This window comes from Pontibacter sp. GD13, assembly GCF_058216355.1.
In genome coordinates this window covers 703,865-722,307 of the sequence record NZ_JBYZMQ010000001.1, presented here as the reverse complement: position 1 = coordinate 722,307, position 18,443 = coordinate 703,865, and the positions used below count along the sequence as shown (strand labels likewise).

The window sequence follows — 18,443 nt, the reverse complement described above, 5'->3', positions numbered from 1 at the left end:
AAAACTCATAGCTGGAGGCATGATAATCGACTCGTGCATGGTGTTCAACCTGATGCAGTAGCTTTTTAAATAAACATTCACATGACTAACTAAAAGAGGGGCTAAAAGTGCTGCTAACAGATTTTATTTTTCATAATAACTACATAGTTGAAAGGAGTGATTATAGAGATATATACTTACCAGCCGTTAAAACGGTTTAAAAAGCTGTTTTAAAGAAAATCGCGGTAAGTATTAGTTGTAAAGCTATATGTAACAGAATTATATTTATAATATTTGCAGATTTAATAAAAAGGCAATAACAATATTAGTATTTTTGCAGTTCTGCCGTATAGCCTACTTTACATTACATTAGAAACTTGGTTTTACGGTTTGGCATGAAGAGATTGAGCACGCGTAATTAAATACTATTTGGTTGCTGCCGTTTCTCACTTGCCTTAACCCAGACTTACTATATGAAAGTATTTTTACTGAATAAATCTTTGCCTAAATGGATCATACTGCTGATCGATCAGGTAATTACCAGTTGGTCTTTTGCGTTTGCTTTCTTTCTGATAAAGCAATTTGAATTCGCCACCATACTTCGTGGGCATTTCTTTGTTTACCTGGGCATATACTGCCTGGTGTCGCTTGTGTCTTTTTATTACATGCGCCTTCATACGGGCCTCATCCGGTATTCAAGCACCCAGGATATTTACCGTATTTTTACAGCTGTACTGATCTGTAGCCTTATTTATGGGGCTATTATGGGGCTCGGGGTTGTTCCGGCATTCAATATCAATTCGGTTAATGTATACCTGGTCCTTTTAATCAACTTCTTTATTTCGTCAGGCTTACTAATTATTCTCCGACTGGGGGCGAAGGGCCTATTCTATTTTATCAAGCGCAGCACAACCGGAAAAAAGGAAACATTCCTGATTTATGGCTCTGACAGCAATGCGATCCTGGTGAAAGATGCATTGGAAACCAGTGGCATGGGGAAGTTTATAGTCGCTGGTTTTATTGACGATAACCCGAATAAAGTTCACAAGCACATTCACCAGAAGAAAGTGTTTCATGTGGATGAACTGGAGAAACTGGAGCAAAAGTTAAAGGTGGACAAGCTGGTGGTGATGAGCGAAGACCTCAAAACTGTTTCCAGAAAGAAGACCATAGAGAAATGCGTGGAACTAGGCATTAAAGTCCTGACCGTACCTCCTACCTCTAAGTGGATGTCCGGATACCTGCAAATGAACCAGATGCAGGACCTTAAAATTGAGGACCTGCTGCAGCGTCCGCCTATTGTCATCGAAAATGAGAATCTATCGGCTGACCTGGCTGGCAAACGCGTGCTGGTGACAGGCGGAGCCGGATCGATTGGATCTGAAATAGTGCGACAGGTGCTAAGCTATGGCCCGGAAATGGTTATTATTTGTGACCAGGCAGAGACGCCTTTACATGATCTGCAGTTAGAGATAGAGGAAACATATCCGGATGCCAACCTGCAGATATGCATGGGCGATATATCTAATTTTAACAGGATGTACTCCCTGTTCAATGATTATAACCCGCAGGTAGTGTACCATGCCGCAGCCTACAAGCATGTGCCCATGATTGAGAATAATCCATCGGAGGCGATCATGACGAATATATTGGGCACAAAAAACCTGGCAGACCTGTCCCTTACGTATGATGTGGAGAAGTTTGTAATGGTGTCAACGGATAAGGCTGTAAACCCGACCAACATTATGGGAGCCTCTAAGCGGATAGCGGAGATCTATATCCAATCTTTGAACAGCATCCGATCCGGAGAACTCGATAATTTTGACGCAAAGGGCGAGCTTCCGCAGACAAAATTTATTACTACCCGCTTCGGAAATGTTTTGGGCTCTAACGGGTCAGTTATCCCGCGCTTTAGGTCGCAAATAGAAAAGGGAGGTCCGATAACGGTTACCCACCCGGATATTACCCGTTACTTTATGACCATACCAGAAGCAGTGCAGCTGGTACTGGAGGCTGGTACGATGGGCAACGGTGGAGAGATCTTTATCTTTGACATGGGCGAACCGGTTAAAATCGTAGATCTTGCTAAAAAGATGGTGCGACTAGCCGGCATGATTCCGGATGTTGACATTAAGATTATATTCACCGGCTTAAGGCCAGGAGAGAAGCTTTTTGAAGAACTGCTAAGCATAGAAGAAAAGACCATCCCAACCCATCATCATAAAATAAAGATATCCAAGGTTCGGAAGTATACTTACGATAAGGTCGTGAACGACATCAAAGAGCTGCTAACCCTGAATAAGGAAAGCACTGACTTTGCCGTTGTTCGTAAAATGAAGGTGATGGTGCCTGAATTCAGAAGTAAAAACTCGAAGTACGAGGAACTGGATGTAGCGAACTGATAGGTTAACCTCACCCCGGCCCTCTACTTTCAAGGAGAGGGACATAAATCCCTACTTACTCTCGGCCACTACTAAACAAAAGAAAAGGCGTTCCAGACCTTACAGTGTTTAAAAAACCTGTGAGTGTCTAACACAACAAATTGGATCAGGCAATTACCGGTTACACTTTCTCTCTAAGCAACAACACCTTCCAGGCTTCCAGTACCTGGTTATCTTCCAGAAGCTTTTTTCCTAGCAGTTCCAGTTCCTGGCGTAGTTTAGCAGGTGCATCTTTATACTTGTTTAAAGTATAGGCTACCAGCGGATCAGCTTTAAATGATGCTGCTTCGGCCGCCGAGGGGATAAGCTCGGTGTTACCTAGCCTGGCCAGGTTATTCCCTGTCAGGATTTGGCTGTTGCGGATGAAGGCAGGTAACTGATCTACCCCAATGCCTTTGTTCCGGACCGGTTTCGGGAGTTCGAAAATACAGTCGCCGTTGGCGCGCAGGTAATAGTCGCCACCCATCCGGGCAACCGCATCAAGTTTATATGGGCTGATCTTGCCCTGTTCGTCCAGTATACTTTCGCTCACGTGCATCATCAGCACTTCACAGATCACCAGGTTGCCTGCCCCGCCTTCCGGCCCCAAACTGATCACTTCGTTCACCTTACACTCAAAGGCTACAGGAGCTTCTAACACGCGCGGTGGCCTCACCAGCACCGATGCTTCCGGTGTGAGCCCCGACTTTACAAACTCGTTTATTCCCTGATCATACTCGGTGCTGGCCAGCGACATTTGTTCCACAATGTCATAGTTCGCAATGTTGATGACTACCTCCTTGGTTGCCTGCACATTCTCTAAGGTATGCTTGCTGGTATTGTCACGCACGCGGCGAGCAGGCGAAAATACCAGAATGGGTGGTTTGGCACTGAACACATTAAAAAAGCTGAAAGGACTCAGGTTCACGTTTCCGGCCAGATCGGTGGTGCTGGCGAAGGCGATTGGCCTTGGGGCAATGGCTCCTAAGAGCAGCGCATGCACTTCTGCGGTTTTAATGTCTTGGGGATCTATGGTTTTGAAAGGCATGGCTTTTCTGATATAAGGTTGGTACTGCTTACGCATTGTTTGGCGCTAGCGTCTACGCTTGTAACTTACAAAGGCTTGGGCCTTTGGTCCAATTAAATTATAAATTCAACTTCAGATTAAATACATAACGCAAGTTGCGATATATAAATACTTTGAAGGTGTAAACCCACCCCTGCCCCTCCGAAGAGGGGAATTACATGCACGAGAAAAATTCCCCTCCTCGGAGGGGTTAGGGGTGGGTTAATGGCAATCCGCGTTAATTAAACCAGGATGTTATCCTTACGCTATATAATTATAAAGCCGGCAATATTTTGCCTCTAACTTCCCCAAAACCTATACGGATTCCATTACGCTCACCGTAACCGCGCATGATCACCGTATCATGATCATGAACGAACTTGCGTTCTGTGCCATCTGACAGTGTGATAGGGTTAGCGCCTCTCCAGGTGAGTTCGAGCATAGAGCCGTAGGAGTCCTTGGCAGAGCCGCTGATGGTGCCGGAGGCATACATGTCGCCTACCTGCAAATTACAGCCATTGCTGCTCTGGTGCGCCAACTGCTGGGTCATGTTCCAGTACATGTGCTTGTAATTGGAGCGGCAAATGCTGGTTTCGGCGGCGTTTTCTGGCTGCAGCAGAACCTCCAGGTTAATATCGTAGTTGTGGTGGCCATGGAAATCCAGGTAGGGCAGTGGCTTGGGGTCCTGCACAGGACCCTTCACCTTAAAGGGTTCAAGGGCATCGAGCGTAACCACCCACGGTGAAACGGAAGAGCCAAAGCTTTTGGCCAAAAACGGACCGAGGGGCACGTACTCCCAGGTCTGCATGTCTCTGGCCGACCAATCGTTGAACAGTACCAGACCAAAGATATAGTCAGCAGCCTCGTCTGGGGTGATGCTGTGGCCCAGGGCTGTTTCCTTGCCGGTGATAAACGCAACTTCCAGTTCAAAGTCCAGCAATTTAGTGGGCCCGAAAGTGGGGGCTTCTGCATCGGGCGCCTTCGTCTGGCCTTTCGGGCGGTGCAGGTCTGTGCCCGATACCACAATGGAAGAGGCGCGGCCATGGTAGCCTATCGGAATATGTTTCCAGTTCGGGAGCAGTGCATTTTTGGGGTCGCGGAACATGGTGCCCACATTTGTGGCGTGCTCTATGCTGCTATAAAAATCCGTGTAGTTCGGTACCTGCACCGGCATCAGCATCTGGGCTTCATCCTGCCGAACAAGGCACTCCCGTATCAATTTGCTGTCTCCACTGATCTCTTCGTTGTCGTTTCGCAGCAGGTCGGAAACCCGGTTGCGTACGGCACGCCAGATCGGTTTGCCATAGGCGATGAAATCGTTGAGGTGAGGACGGTGGAACACATTGGGGTCCAGGTTGATAAGTTCGAAGAAGTTATACTGCCCCACCACGCACAAATCCAGGATGTATTCACCGATGGCAACCCCAACGCGGGGATCTCTGTCATCCGTTTTGAAAATACCAAAAGGGAGGTTTTGGATCGGGAAATCGCTGTTAGGCGCAATCTCTATCCAAGAGTGAAGGGAGGGGTCGTTTGCTTTGATCATAGTGCTTGCCGGAAGTTTATAGAAACAAATATAGTTGTTTTGCTGTGGAAGGGAAAGGACAGTGGAAAAACAAGCCTTTTTGTAACTAACGGAAAAAGCGGAGTGGCTGTTTGAGAGAATATTCCCGGCAGATACAAACAAAAACGGGTGCAGCTATTTCCATAACCACACCCGCTTATTTTAAAGTATTAATGCGCTATTCGATTGGGGTAACATTCACCGCTTCCACAGATTTTATTTCAGGCACCTCGCGCAGCACCGATTGCTCCACACCGGCCTTCAGGGTCATGGTAGACATGGGGCAAGTGCCGCAGGCACCCAGCAGCTCCAATTTAAGCACCATGTCGTCGGTAACCTCCAGCACCTTCACATTCCCGCCATCAGCCTCCAGATAGGGGCGTATCTGGTCGAGGGCGCTCTCGATGCGGAGCATGAAATTCTGATCTACGTTTACAACTGCCATCTCAACTTAGCTTTTAATTTCTACGGGTTTTGTTTTGCCGATCGTGGCATTGCGCACAGATACCTGCTGCGCCACAGCCTGGGCCAACTCCTTAAAAACACCGGAGGCCGGGGAATCGTTCTGCATGATGACGGGAGTTCCCGCATCGCCGCTCTCACGGATGCTCTGCACAATAGGAACCTGGCCTAAAAGCGGCACCTCGTATTTAGCTGCCAGCGCTTTTCCGCCTCCCTCTCCAAAGATAAAGTATTTATTCTCAGGAAGCTCAGCGGGAGTAAAGTAAGCCATATTTTCCACCACACCCAAAACAGGCACGTTTATCTGTGGCTGACGGAACATCTGTAAGCCTCTTACTGCATCGGCCATGGCCACCTTTTGTGGGGTTGTTACGATAACGGCACCGGTTACGGGCAGGGCCTGCACCATGGTTAAATGGATATCGGATGTTCCCGGGGGCAGATCAAGCAGCAGGTAATCCAGTTCACCCCACTCCACATCAGATATAAACTGACGCAGGGCAGAACTGGCCATCGGTCCGCGCCATACCACGGCTCCATCGGCAGGGGTCAGAAAACCGATCGACATCATCTTGATGCCATACTTTTCTACGGGCACAATGTAGTTTTTGCCATTATCGCCCTGTATCATGCGCGGGCGCTCCTCTTCCACGCCGAACATGGTCGGGATAGAAGGGCCTGAAATATCCGCGTCGATCAGGCCTACTCTGGCACCAGCCTGCGCCAGGCCAATTGCCAGGTTGGTTGTAACCGTAGATTTGCCCACGCCACCTTTACCCGATGCAATCGCGATGATGTTCTTCACGCCTCTTAAAACCTCCGAAGTGTCGCCACGGCCCGAGGTAACCCGCGAGGTCATGTTCACGGTAACGTTCGCTTCCTTGTCTACCATCGTATGAATGGCGGTTACGCAGGCATTGCGGATCAGGTCTTTGAGAGGGCAGGCAGGCGTGGTAAGTATCACCGTGAAACTCACGTCCTTGCCATTCACCGCTACATCCTCGATCATGTTCAGGGTCACCAGGTCTTTGCCCAGATCAGGTTCCTCTACATAACTGAGGGCTTTCAGTACATCTTCTTTTGTGATAGCCATAATATAAGCTGCTTTTCAAATCGCTCTGCAAAGATACGAACAAATTTCGCCAATCGCATGCAATGGCTTTCGTCAAGAACAGCTTGGGGGATGGATTAGTTTTCACTAGATTTATGCTACGGAAAGTAAACAGGAAATTACCCGCAATAACCTATTTTAAGTAGGCCGGTGCCTCCGAAGTTACAATTACCCATGCAGTAATTCCCCTCCTCGGAGGGGCTAGGGGTGGGTTTAGAGCCTTTGGCATACCGGAACAACTAACTTACGTTATTAAAGTGACCTAGCAGGCTGGAAGCGCATATTTTAAAAGTACAGGGTATACATTTGATCTTTAAGAAGAAAACAGACAAAAAATAACCTATGGAGAAAGCAAAACTAACCGTAAGAAAAGGAGACATCACAAAGCAAACCGTAGATGCCCTAGTCAATGCAGCCAACAGTAGCCTGTTAGGAGGGGGTGGCGTTGACGGCGCTATTCACAGGGCCGGCGGACCAGCAATTCTGGAAGCGTGCAGGCAGATTCGAGCCCGGCAGGGTGGTTGCCCGACCGGCGAGGCTGTGATTACCACGGGCGGCAAACTGCCAGCAAAGTACGTGATCCATACGGTGGGGCCCGTGTGGAATGGTGGAGGAAAAGGCGAACCGGAGCTGCTAGCCAACTGCTATAAAAACAGCCTGCGTTTGGCAGATGAGAACCATTTGCAAAGTATCGCTTTCCCGAATATCAGTACTGGCGTGTATGGGTATCCGAAGGAGAAAGCAGCAAAGGTGGCGGTACAGGCCGTGCAGGATTATTTGCAACAGCATGATTCCGGTATAAAAAGTATTGTGTTTGTTTGCTTTGATGAGGAGAACTGTGCGTTGTATGAGCGGCTTTTGAATGCGTAACGACGTAAGCCCTCGCAACTAAATTATTCCCGCAATCCCACTTCCGCGCGTTCAAAATTGCCTGTAAGTCTTATCTTTGTCATCCGCTTATACTTTTACGCATGTCCCTGATCCCAAAAGAAACCGTTGACCAGATCATCGCCCAGGCCGATATTACAGAGGTGGTGGGTGATTTTGTGTCGTTGAAGAAAAAAGGGCAGAACATGTGGGCCTGTTGCCCCTTCCACCACGAAAAGTCACCTTCTTTCTCGGTTTCCCCGGCAAAGGGGATATACAAGTGCTTTGGTTGTGGCAAGGCGGGCAACTCGGTGCAGTTTATCATGGATGTGGAGGGCACTTCTTTCCCGGAGGCGCTCAAGTACCTGGCCAAGAAGTATGGCATTGAGGTACCCGAGGATAACCCCAACCCCGAATATGCCCGCGAGCAAAGTGAGCGAGACAGCCTTTACATTGTCTCTGACTTTGCCAACAAGCACTTTCAACAGAATTTACAGGCACAGGAGCTCGGCAGCATCGGGCAATCCTACTTAAAACAACGGGGCCTTTCGGGCAATACCATCCGCAAGTTTGAACTGGGCTATACCCTGGATGAATGGCAGGATTTAACCGAAGCCGCTGCTAAGGCCGGTTATAAACAGAAATACCTGGAAGCTACGGGCCTGACTGTCGTTCGGGAGGATGGCAAGTCCTATGACCGTTTCCGGGGCCGCGTCATGTTCCCGATCCACAACATATCGGGCAGGGTGGTAGGTTTCGGGGCCCGGACCCTTAAACCAAACGACAAAAAGAGCCCCAAGTACCTCAACTCGCCGGAGTCGGATATTTACCACAAAAGCAATGTGCTCTACGGCCTGTTCCAGGCCAAGCAGGCTTTGCGCATGCAGGACATGTGCTACCTGGTAGAGGGTTACCTGGATGTGCTTTCGCTGCACCAGGGAGGTATTGAAAACGTGGTGGCCTCCTCAGGCACCTCACTCACCGAAGGCCAGATCAAGCTGATCGCAAGGTATACCCAAAATATCACAGTGCTTTACGATGGCGACGCAGCAGGCATTAAAGCGTCGTTGCGCGGCATCGACCTGATCCTGGAGAATGGCCTGAACGTGGATGTGGTTACTTTTCCGGAAGGGGAGGACCCGGACTCTTATATCCAGAAAGTAGGTGATACGGCGTTTAAGGCCTATTTAAAAGACCATGCCCAGGACTTTATCTCTTTCAAAACCAGCCTGTACGCAACCGAAACAAAAGGAAATCCGGTAAAAAAGGCAGAGGCAATAAAAGAGATAGTTGCTTCCATCTCCAAAATTCCAGACTCCATCAAGCGCACGGTTTTCTTCCGAAGCTGCAGCCTGATCTTCGATATTGATGAGCAGGTGCTTATCTCGGAGTACAACAAAATACACCTGCAGGAGCGCCAGCAGCAATATAAGTCCGGGAACCCGGCGGATGAGGGCAGTATGGCACCGGCACCAGCCGAACCGGAAAAGCCTGTATCAGACGTAGACTTGCTCAGGCGCTATGAGCGTGAGATTGTGCGAATGCTGCTGAACTATCCTGATAGAATGCTGGAGGATGGCCTGACAACCTGCCAGTACATGTTGGAGCAGCTGGAAGATGTGGCGTTCCGGACACCGCTCTACGCCCAACTCATGGAGTTGATCAAAGAAAAACTATGCACCGGTGTCGTGCCCTCTGCCGAGGACTTTATCAATTATCCCGATCAGGAGATCCGTACCGAAGCGACCAACCTGCTCTCAGACCCGCATGAGCTGAGCCATAACTGGGAAACCCACCACATTTTTGTGCCCACCGAAGTAGATTTGCTCCCTTATGGCGCAGAGCGGGCCGTGCTGCGGCTTAAATGGCGGAATGTAGAGCTTTTGCTAAAAGCTGAAATGGAGAAGCTGCGCCTCGTAACCGACCCAAAAGAGCAGGACCTGCAGCTAAACAACATCCTCCTTTTAAAGTCCCTGCACAGCCAGTTAGGTGATATGTTGGGGATAGTAGTGAACAGGTAAGTTTTCCGCCTGGATTCAATTGGGTAATGCCTTTGCGGTGTGAGGCAGTTCTGCTACTGCTGTGGCTAAGGTAGCAATATTTTGCCTTAGGCATTAGCATAAACCCACCCCTAACCCCTCCCAAGAGGGGAATTATACCTGTTCCATAAGCAAAGGCTGCAGCTATCGAACTGATTCCAGTCTTGGCGTTGAGCGCCTCGAGAGTTTCCGGTGACGAGCGTGAGCTAGGCAGCACGAGGCACGAGGGCAGGAAAGGAAAGCAGCGCGATGCGGCAAGACGAGGCCTCCCGGCCAGGAGGGCACCAAAGCTGGAAATGAAAAAGGACAAACGTAAAACTGCGGATCAGCAGCAACTAGAAAGTATAGCAGGGTCTTCAATAATTATATTAAAACCGCTCCTTAAGTCGAGAGACAGTCTGGCAAGTGAAACAGGAACCGCATGTATAAATAAATCAACTAATCTCCTTCCAAATGTGTTATCCAAATAAAAACGGGATTGCGGTTTAAACTTTTTACTTTTGTACCGCTTTACTAAAAGATAACAGCCTGCTGGGCACATATGCCTGGCAGACACAAACCAAATAGTATGGAAATCAATAAGAGTGGTACTCTCAGGCCATTAGATACAATAGCATCTGCGGTGGAAGACATTCGGCAGGGCAAGGTGGTGATCGTGGTGGACGACGATGACCGCGAGAATGAAGGTGACTTTGTCTGCGCTGCTGAAATGATCACACCCGAGATCGTGAACTTTATGGCCACACACGGCCGCGGACTTATTTGTGCCCCACTAACCGAAGAACGTTGCGATGAGCTCGGGCTTGAACTGATGGTAGGCCGCAACACAGCTTTGCATGCTACGCCTTTTACGGTTTCCGTAGACCTGATCGGCCATGGCTGCACCACAGGCATCTCGGCTTCAGACAGGGCTAAAACGATCAAGGCACTCGTTGATCCGGAAACTGATCCGCATTCACTAGGCAAGCCAGGGCACATTTTCCCGTTAAAGGCCAAAAAAGAAGGCGTGCTCCGTCGTGCCGGTCATACAGAAGCGGTTGTGGACCTGGCCCGTTTGGCTGGTCTGGCGCCTGCGGGCGTGTTGGTGGAGATCATGAACGAAGACGGAAGTATGGCACGGCTGCCTGACCTTGTAAAAGTGGCGGAGCGTTTCGACCTGAAGCTTATTTCTATAAAGGACCTGATCGCGTACCGCCTGAAGAAGGAAAGCCTGATTGAGCGGGAGATTGCGGTGCAGCTGCCCACTGACTTCGGAACCTTTGACCTGTATGCTTTTACGCAGCGAAGCAACGATGCCAAGCACCTTGCCCTGGTGAAAGGCACCTGGGAAGAAGGCGAGCCCGTGTTGGTGCGGGTACACTCTTCCTGCGTGACAGGCGATATATTCGGATCCTGTCGCTGCGATTGCGGGCCGCAACTGCATGAGGCCATGCGCATCATCGAGCAGGAAGGCAAAGGCGTTATCGTGTACATGAACCAGGAAGGCCGCGGTATTGGCCTGGTGAACAAATTGAAAGCCTACAAACTGCAGGAACAAGGGCTGGATACCGTAGAAGCCAACCTGGAACTGGGCTTTGGGATGGATGAGCGTGACTATGGCGTTGGCGCGCAAATACTGCGTGACCTGGGTGTGACCAAGATGCGGCTGATCTCCAACAATCCCAAGAAGAGAACCGGGCTGATAGGCTACGGCCTGGAAGTAGTGGAGCAGGTGCCTATTGAGATAAAGCCAAACGAGCATAACCAGAAATACCTGACTACCAAACGAGATAAGTTGGGGCATACGATACTAAAGAGTGCCACCATGGATAAATAGTAATTTTTGTAAAATTAATTAAATTAAAAAAGCCCATTGTAGTGCTCCTTACGCGCTATAATGGGCTTTTTTAGTGTCCGTACGTTTTGTGTTAGCCAAAAGAGTAACTTTTTATTGCAAAATACAATACTAATGATACAGGATATCGATTCGTTGGGATGATTCGGAAGAATAGTGACAGCGGCCTATTACAGAACAGATTTATAAGTACACTTATGAAGAAGAAGTTTATCACAAGAGAAATTTTAATGCTTCTGTTCGTGTACCAGGTGCTTTTTGCTTTACCGGTACTGGCGCAGAACAGAACAGCAGTGGATGTGCAGGAATGGCCCAAAGGCAAAGTGGTGCTCACATCCGGGGATACAATTTATGGTGCCATTACCTATTTCCGGACACAGGAAATAATTAACATACAGTTGCAGGATGGTTCTATCATCTCATTGACACCTGTAAACGTGACATATTTTGTGGTGCAGGAAATGCCCAGCGGCCGCGCGCATACCTTCCGTACCCTGCGTTGGGATATGGGCCGCGAGTACACTGACTTTAAGAAACCAACCTTTTTTGAGGTGCTGAACAGAGGTATGTTCACGTTGGTGATGCGGGAAACATATGTTATGCGCGATCTGGATAACAGCCAAGGACTTGCTGATACTTACTTATACGACCAGGCTTTTTACAGCGCGGACAACGAATGGAGAGAGCAGGTAAAGGAGCTCTATTATGTGCTTTTACCGAATGGGGATGTTATTTCCTTGCGCAACGTCAGAAAAGACCTCCACACATTGTTCGGCAAAAGATCGAAGGAAGTGAGATCGTATGTGAAGCAGAACAAACTGGAGTATGACCGCCCACACGAACTGGTGGCGATTGTGAACTACTTTAATGGTTTAGCGGCGGCTACAAGTCGCGCACTTTAAGGGTGAGATAGGATAACAGCCACAACAATACAATGTACCCTATGGCCAGCAGCGCGGCCCATAGCGGAGGTAGGAGCTCGGTTGGCGTGGTGATCTGATCCAGCAGGTGCTGGCCCGGCATGGGGGTCAGGCTTTTTAATACCTTTACCGGCATGTACTTGTCCACCTCATCCGGCATCCTGAAGTGGATCAGGGGCTCAATGATCTGCGCATAAATGATAAAGGCAACAATGGCCAAGCCGCTTTTCCGGATCAGGAAAGCGAAGAACATGGCCAGCGACATGTACCCCACCGCCTGCACAAAGTAGTAGGATAGATAATCTATCTTCCCAAAAACAGCGCTTCCGGACAAATTCGTGCTATGTAGCAAGCCAAAGTATAAGCCAACCACCAGCAACAGCAGCGTGCCCAAGGCAGCAAGGGCCAGGATAACGTAGAACTTGGCCAGCACCAGTTCTGCGCGCGAAAGGCCGTCAATAACCTGCTGCCGAAATGTTCTGAAGGTAAACTCATCGGTAACCAGCACAATAACCAGGATGCCGAACAGCAGATTGAAGAAGCTGGCCAGGTAAGTAAGGGTTTGCCAGAAACCGGGCAGTTTGTATATATCCTCGCCCACCGCGCTGCCATTTATGGTAACATTGCTGCTGGTATACAGCACAAGCAGCAGGAGCACCACAAAAATGGCAAGGATGACCCACACGGTGCGGTAGGGCAGTATCTTGTGCAGTTCTATGCGGAGTAGTTTCATGTTGCCTCGTTTTTGATGATCTCCAGGAATTGGGCCTCCAGCGTTTTGCGGCGCACTACCAACTGCGAAAGTATGATCCCGGCCTCAAACATGGCCTTGTTCACATCCGTGCTGCCGTATCCCTCCTGTAAGGTAAGCAGAATGGCATTGCGCTCTGGCTGCACAGAAGCTATGAAAGGTAATTGCTGCAGCACACGCAAGGCTTCGGGTACGTTGGGTACGCTTATCAGTAGTTGGTCTTTGGCAGACAGGATCGTATCCACTCTGCCCTCGGCGCGCAGCTGGCCACGCTGCAGCACGGCAACATGGGTGCATACTTTCTCCACTTCATCCAGCAAATGGCTGGCAAGTATAATTGTTTTGCCTTCAGCGGCAATTTTAAGGATGAGTTCCCGCACCTCAGCTATCCCTTCCGGATCCAGGCCGTTGGTGGGCTCATCCAACACAAGCACCTCGGGGTTGTTGAGCAAGGCACCTGCTATGGCCAGCCTTTGTTTCATGCCCAGCGAGAAGCCTTTAAACGTGGTGTGCCTGCGATGGTCTAGTCCCACCTGGTGTAAAACGTGGCCGATGCTCTTGCTATCGGCCCCTTTTATGCCGGCCACGATCTCCAGGTTTTTTCGGGCAGAAAGGTAGGGGAAAAAATTAGGTGTTTCCAATAAAGCGCCGATGCGGCGCTTCGTAGCCTGACTGATGGCATGACCGAACCAGGCAAAGCTGCCCGACGAGGGCGTGACCACATCCAGCACCATGCCCAGGGTCGTGGTTTTTCCGCTGCCATTCGGGCCGAGCAAGCCATAAATGCTGCCTTGCGTTACCGTTACAGACAAACGGTCAACGGCCTGGATGGCGCCGTAATGCTTCGATAAGTTTTTGATCGTCAGGATTTCCGTCACAGCGGTTTTTTGTAAGAGCACATCTTTCTCAAGTATAGCAAATATAAGGTTTTGTGCTTTAAATCCTAGAAGCCGGCATGTAAGCAATGGGAATGAAAGTGGGGTGGTTTAAAGTAATGGCCCAGGAAGGGGATAGGGCGTTACTTTTTTTGTTGGGGCTTAATGGGTAATTTGCAGGAGCGAATGGATGAAAAAGATTTACACCTGCTGCCTGGGCAATACCATCGGATAGAACGCACGCTCAGTGCCGCGCAGGCAAACGTGTATGCTTTTTCGTTCATGCTCCCGATCCTGTTGGTATACGTGCCGCTCTATATTTTACTTTGGCCGGAGCAGTTCACCCTGTTTTACCTGAAGGGTGTACTGGCTACCTACAAAGCGTGGCTGTTGGTGCTGCCTGCCGTGCTGCTGGTGGTGTTTATCCTGGGGGCTGTGGCACATGAAATGCTGCATGGCTTTACCTGGGCGTTCTTTTGTAAAAAGGGGTTGGGCTCCATTTCGTACGGGGTGTACTGGAAACTGCTAACGCCATACTGCCATTGCAAGGAGGTGCTGCCGCTTTGGGCTTACCTGTTAGGTGGACTGATGCCCGGCTTTGTGATGGGCTTGTTGCCTGCAATAGCCGGCTTGGTTTGGGGAAATGTGCTGCTCTTCCTCTTCGGTCTTTTTTTCTCGTTGGCCGCCAGCGGCGATCTGCTGGTGGCCTGGATGCTGCGTCACCAGCGAACAAATGACCTGGTGCAGGACCATCCGGATAAAATAGGTTGTTATGTGCTTGTGAAAAATTGAAGGATGAAAGACAGATTTGACAGTATTGTATTTGATTTGGACGGCACCCTATGGGACTCAACCGCCACCATTGCCGCTGCCTGGCAAGCCGCTATCGATGCGCTGGATTTTGTGGAACGACGGGTAACGGCAGAAGAGGTGCGGGCATTGGCTGGCATGCCTTACGATGCCATTTACGATAAGCTGTTCCCGGAGTTGAAAGGGAAAGAGCGGGAGCAGCTCCAGGGGCTTTGTGCTCAGTATGAGTTGGAGATGCTACGTGCGCGGGGTGGCACCCTGTATCCTGACTTAGCGCCCACGCTGGCGTATTTGCAGCAGAAGTATACCTTGGCCATCGTGAGTAATTGCCAGAGCGGCTACATCGAGGCTTTTCTGGAGTACCACCAGCTACAACGCTACTTCACGGACCACATGTGCTATGGAACCCGGCATTTGCCCAAAGCGGATAATATAAGGGAGGTAGTTGAAAGGAACAGCCTGCTGCAACCCGTGTACATCGGCGACACACCCAGCGATTTTGAGGCTAGCCGCAAAGCACAGGTCCCTTTCATACTTGCGGCCTACGGCTTTGGCGAGGTAGCAGAAGCCGAAACTAAAATAACCTGCCTGGCACATTTACAGGAACTGCTTTGATCCAAACACTCGGATTCGGTGCAACAGCATAAGCCTTAAAAATGATATAAGAATGTATGAAGAAGATAAAACTATACCAGGTAGACGCATTTGCAGCACAAGTATTTGGTGGAAACCCTGCCGCCGTTTGCGTGCTGGACGAGTGGCTGGCAGACGGCCTGATGCAGCAGATTGCTGCTGAGAATAACCTGGCTGAGACTGCTTTTGTAGTGCGATCAGGTGCAGACTATGCACTGCGCTGGTTTACGCCTGCTGTGGAAGTGGACCTGTGCGGGCATGCCACGCTTGCTGCTGCCCATGTGCTTTTCAATCACTATGCGCATCCCACCGCAAAGATCAACTTCCACTCTCCCAGGAGCGGCCTGCTTACTGTGGCGAAAGCAGCTGACGAGCTGACACTGGATTTCCCGAGGGATGAGGTGAATAAAGTTGAAACACCCCAGGACCTGGTAACCGCCTTCGGAAAAACTCCACTTGAAACTTACAAAGGGAAAACGGACTACCTGCTGCTCTACGCCACGCAGCAGGAGATAGAGGAATTCAACCCGGACATCAACCTGATCGATTCTATAGAGGCCCGCGGCGTGATCGTATCAGCAAAAGGCAATGCGGTAGATTTTGTTTCCAGGTTCTTTGCGCCGCAGGTAGGTATTGCTGAAGATCCTGTAACGGGTTCGGCGCATACCACCCTAACCCCGGTTTGGGCAGAAAAGCTGGGTAAAAATGTGCTGACAGCTAAGCAACTCTCCAAGCGCGGAGGCGACCTGAAATGTGAACTGGCCGGGGATAGGGTAAGGATCACTGGAAGAGCCGTGACTTACCTAACGGGAGAAATTACAGTCTAAAAGTTAGGAGCCATTTATGACAGGCTCCTAACTTTTATTTACTGATGGCCTTAAACACCAGATCAGAAAGGAATTCTTCCAGGTGGTTCTGCTGCCCATTGGTGATGTTTGTAAGCGACGGCAGGTGCCTGGAGAAGAAAACCTGGTAATGGGCGCTTTCCGCTACTGTGGATACCAGTGAATCGGGGTATTTATAATCCGGGTTTATCTCCTGAATAATGCTGGAAATGCGTTTGCACAGGCGTTTGTAACTAAAAAAGAAACCTTCCTTGTTATCAGCATCCACTTCCTTGGTCAGGTAGGCCTTGGCAGACTCGGCCACCACAATGCGCTGTAGCACCACTTCGCTGATATGGGCAAAATTCATGTCGTTCTCCACCTTGCCCGATAAAATATTAATGGCTATTCGCAAGCGATCCTCAGCGGAGCCGATGTTACTGATAGCGAAAACCAGGCGGTACTCCAGCCAGTTCCAGTACCACGAGATCAGGTAAACGAGTAGCATGTGCTTGCTCTCGAAATACCGGTATATGGTAGCCTCTGTGGTGCCAATTTTTTCAGCGAGCTTCTTAAAGGTAAAAGACTCCAGCCCCAGTTCATCGATTAAAAAAATACTGTGCTCAATGATCTGCTGCCCTTTTTGGGAGCTTTCGGGGTCTTTTAAGTATACTTTCTCGTCAACGGTGATCTTAATGTTTGCCAGCAAATTCCTCATCTAAGGTTGGGTTCATTTAATTGGGATGCTCGTAAAACTCCACCGCACCTGTTTTAACGTCGTACATGCCTCCTACTATACTAATTTCTCCTTTCTTAACCATTTCATTCAGTATAGCGCTTTTCTCCTGAATCTCGTCTACCACCCTGTGAACGTTCTTCTGAGCCACCCGTTCCACAAATTCACGGTTGGCCGAGCTTCTGTCGCCGGAGTAATTTACGGCTTCTACGGCAGGGTTGATCTTTTTAACAAGTCCGGTCAGGTTACCCAGTTCCACATGGTCGCAGGCCCCTTTCACGGCGCCGCAGTTGGAGTGCCCCAGCACCACTACCAGCTTTGAACCGGCTACCTTACAGGCAAACTCCATACTTCCGAGTATATCCTCGTTGATGATGTTACCGGCAATGCGGGCGCTGAAAATATCGCCCAGGCCCTGGTCAAAGATAAGCTCCGCAGAGGTTCTGGAGTCGATGCAGCTCAGTATGATGGCGAAGGGATGCTGCCCTTCGGATGTTTCGTTTACCTGCTGCAGCAGGTTTCGGTTAGCTTTCAGGTTATTTACAAACCGCTTATTTCCTTCTACTAAAATTTCCTTCGCTCTATGGGGCGTAAGGTCTGCTTGGCTTTCTTTTGTATGTGTTCTCATAATTTTTCTCTTAAATACCTTTCAATAAACAAAATGGAGCGGCGCTCATGTATGCATACAAAGATAGTAATTATATCATAAAACAATAGTAATACTATTATTCTTTGTAGTAAAACCTAAAAAATACTTTGTTTCTTACTTTTAGGTTGATAGGCAATAGCAGGGGCTGCTTAAACACGGCTTGTTTAATGATTATAAACAAATACTTCAAGTACGGGTTTAAAGCGGCAGACGCAGCGTTGGAAACAACTTATACAAATGCGCCTATTAACCACATGCAATTTACATAACCCTAAGCGAGGGCCAGAGGTACAAATAGACGGAGTAGTTGGCGAAGTTTAAGCAGACTGGCTGCACCACACTTATCTGCAAACATTTTGTTTCACTTAAAAAAATAGCATAATGACAAAAAACTTGATAGGCATTGATATTGAAAAGGCGGCTGAGCTCGCCGATAAATTAAACTTGCTGCTTTCCAACTATCAGTTATTCTACATCAACGCCAGAGGCTTTCACTGGAACATAGCCGGTGAGAAATTCTTTGAGCTGCATGTAAAGTTTGAGGAATTATATAACGATGCTTTCTTGAAGATAGATGAGATAGCCGAACGCATACTTACCCTAGGACAAAAACCATTTCATACCTACACCACTTACCTGGAGCATGCCACGATTAAGGAGGTGTCGGATGTTTCTGAGGGAAGAAAAGCCGTTGAGGAAGTTCTAAAGGGTTTCAGCGTGCTGATTGCCGCAGAACGGGAGTTGCTGGAGCTGTCGGCAGAGGCAAACGACGAGGGTACTAACGCCCTGATGAGTGATTACATACGAGAGCAGGAGAAGCTGGTATGGATGTACTCTGCTTACCTGAACAAGTAAAAACTAATTAACCCACGTTGCGATTGACCCGCCCCTAACCCCTCGGAG

At 49.1% G+C, this 18,443-nt stretch carries 17 protein-coding genes; 9 read left to right on the top strand and 8 right to left on the bottom strand.

The window, feature by feature from the left end:
- Positions 1 to 452 precede the first annotated feature (452 nt).
- The gene (locus tag AC4BAN_RS02905; protein WP_490562858.1) at positions 453 to 2,381 is read left to right on the top strand and encodes a polysaccharide biosynthesis protein; all 1,929 of its coding nucleotides are present in this window, start codon (positions 453 to 455) and stop codon (positions 2,379 to 2,381) included.
- Positions 2,382 to 2,541: 160 nt separating this feature from the next.
- On the opposite strand, the gene AC4BAN_RS02900 is transcribed toward AC4BAN_RS02905, so the two are convergent.
- The 4 genes from AC4BAN_RS02900 to AC4BAN_RS02885 form a co-directional block, all read right to left on the bottom strand.
- The gene (locus AC4BAN_RS02900) at positions 2,542 to 3,447 is read right to left on the bottom strand and encodes a flavin reductase family protein (RefSeq protein ID WP_490562857.1); all 906 of its coding nucleotides are present in this window, start codon (positions 3,445 to 3,447) and stop codon (positions 2,542 to 2,544) included.
- 292 nt (positions 3,448 to 3,739) lie between these two features.
- Positions 3,740 to 5,011: a fumarylacetoacetase gene (fahA, locus tag AC4BAN_RS02895; protein ID WP_490562856.1), complete on the bottom strand. Its 1,272-nt coding sequence runs from the start codon at positions 5,009 to 5,011 to the stop codon at positions 3,740 to 3,742.
- A gap of 196 nt (positions 5,012 to 5,207) precedes the next feature.
- Complete coding sequence (locus AC4BAN_RS02890) at positions 5,208 to 5,474, bottom strand: NifU family protein (RefSeq protein ID WP_490562855.1); 267 nt, start codon at positions 5,472 to 5,474, stop codon at positions 5,208 to 5,210.
- A gap of 6 nt (positions 5,475 to 5,480) precedes the next feature.
- Positions 5,481 to 6,584 (bottom strand): Mrp/NBP35 family ATP-binding protein, encoded by a 1,104-nt coding sequence (locus AC4BAN_RS02885; protein ID WP_490562854.1) that lies wholly within the window; start codon positions 6,582 to 6,584, stop codon positions 5,481 to 5,483.
- A gap of 360 nt (positions 6,585 to 6,944) precedes the next feature.
- Between AC4BAN_RS02885 and AC4BAN_RS02880 the strand changes: the two genes are divergently transcribed.
- The 4 genes from AC4BAN_RS02880 to AC4BAN_RS02865 all read left to right on the top strand — a co-directional run bounded on the left by AC4BAN_RS02880 (position 6,945) and on the right by AC4BAN_RS02865 (position 12,244).
- On the top strand, positions 6,945 to 7,472 hold the full coding sequence (locus AC4BAN_RS02880) for an O-acetyl-ADP-ribose deacetylase (RefSeq protein WP_490562853.1): 528 nt from the start codon (positions 6,945 to 6,947) through the stop codon (positions 7,470 to 7,472).
- 101 nt (positions 7,473 to 7,573) lie between these two features.
- Positions 7,574 to 9,490, top strand: a complete 1,917-nt coding sequence (gene dnaG / locus AC4BAN_RS02875) for a DNA primase (protein ID WP_490562852.1) — start codon at positions 7,574 to 7,576, stop codon at positions 9,488 to 9,490.
- 586 nt (positions 9,491 to 10,076) lie between these two features.
- A complete protein-coding gene (locus AC4BAN_RS02870) occupies positions 10,077 to 11,324 on the top strand; it encodes a bifunctional 3,4-dihydroxy-2-butanone-4-phosphate synthase/GTP cyclohydrolase II (RefSeq protein ID WP_490562851.1) in 1,248 nt (415 codons plus the stop codon).
- A 215-nt stretch (positions 11,325 to 11,539) separates the two neighbouring features.
- Positions 11,540 to 12,244: a hypothetical protein gene (locus tag AC4BAN_RS02865; protein WP_490562850.1), complete on the top strand. Its 705-nt coding sequence runs from the start codon at positions 11,540 to 11,542 to the stop codon at positions 12,242 to 12,244.
- Here AC4BAN_RS02865 and AC4BAN_RS02860 read toward each other — a convergent pair.
- Both AC4BAN_RS02860 and AC4BAN_RS02855 read right to left on the bottom strand, forming a co-directional pair.
- A complete protein-coding gene (locus AC4BAN_RS02860; RefSeq protein ID WP_490562849.1) occupies positions 12,225 to 12,995 on the bottom strand; it encodes a DUF2705 family protein in 771 nt (256 codons plus the stop codon). The two genes, AC4BAN_RS02865 and AC4BAN_RS02860, sit on opposite strands and share 20 nt — an antisense overlap.
- Positions 12,992 to 13,891: an ABC transporter ATP-binding protein gene (locus AC4BAN_RS02855; protein WP_490562848.1), complete on the bottom strand. Its 900-nt coding sequence runs from the start codon at positions 13,889 to 13,891 to the stop codon at positions 12,992 to 12,994. Before AC4BAN_RS02855 ends, AC4BAN_RS02860 begins: the two co-directional genes overlap by 4 nt.
- Positions 13,892 to 14,074: 183 nt before the next feature.
- Here AC4BAN_RS02855 and AC4BAN_RS02850 point away from each other — a divergent pair, with 183 nt between their 5' ends.
- From AC4BAN_RS02850 to AC4BAN_RS02840, 3 genes are read left to right on the top strand one after another with little or no spacing between them, the layout of a single operon-like run.
- Positions 14,075 to 14,680, top strand: a complete 606-nt coding sequence (locus AC4BAN_RS02850; protein WP_490562847.1) for a DUF3267 domain-containing protein — start codon at positions 14,075 to 14,077, stop codon at positions 14,678 to 14,680.
- A gap of 3 nt (positions 14,681 to 14,683) precedes the next feature.
- Positions 14,684 to 15,313: an HAD family hydrolase gene (locus AC4BAN_RS02845; RefSeq protein ID WP_490562846.1), complete on the top strand. Its 630-nt coding sequence runs from the start codon at positions 14,684 to 14,686 to the stop codon at positions 15,311 to 15,313.
- A gap of 56 nt (positions 15,314 to 15,369) precedes the next feature.
- Positions 15,370 to 16,158 (top strand): PhzF family phenazine biosynthesis protein, encoded by a 789-nt coding sequence (locus AC4BAN_RS02840; protein ID WP_490562845.1) that lies wholly within the window; start codon positions 15,370 to 15,372, stop codon positions 16,156 to 16,158.
- Positions 16,159 to 16,192: 34 nt separating this feature from the next.
- On the opposite strand, the gene AC4BAN_RS02835 is transcribed toward AC4BAN_RS02840, so the two are convergent.
- Positions 16,193 to 16,873 (bottom strand): TetR/AcrR family transcriptional regulator, encoded by a 681-nt coding sequence (locus AC4BAN_RS02835; RefSeq protein ID WP_490562844.1) that lies wholly within the window; start codon positions 16,871 to 16,873, stop codon positions 16,193 to 16,195.
- Between the two features lie 16 nt (positions 16,874 to 16,889).
- Positions 16,890 to 17,519 (bottom strand): carbonic anhydrase family protein, encoded by a 630-nt coding sequence (locus AC4BAN_RS02830; protein WP_490562843.1) that lies wholly within the window; start codon positions 17,517 to 17,519, stop codon positions 16,890 to 16,892.
- A gap of 402 nt (positions 17,520 to 17,921) precedes the next feature.
- Between AC4BAN_RS02830 and AC4BAN_RS02825 the strand changes: the two genes are divergently transcribed.
- Entirely contained in the window at positions 17,922 to 18,395 is a 474-nt protein-coding gene (locus AC4BAN_RS02825) for a Dps family protein (RefSeq protein WP_490562842.1), read from the top strand.
- Positions 18,396 to 18,443 lie beyond the last annotated feature (48 nt).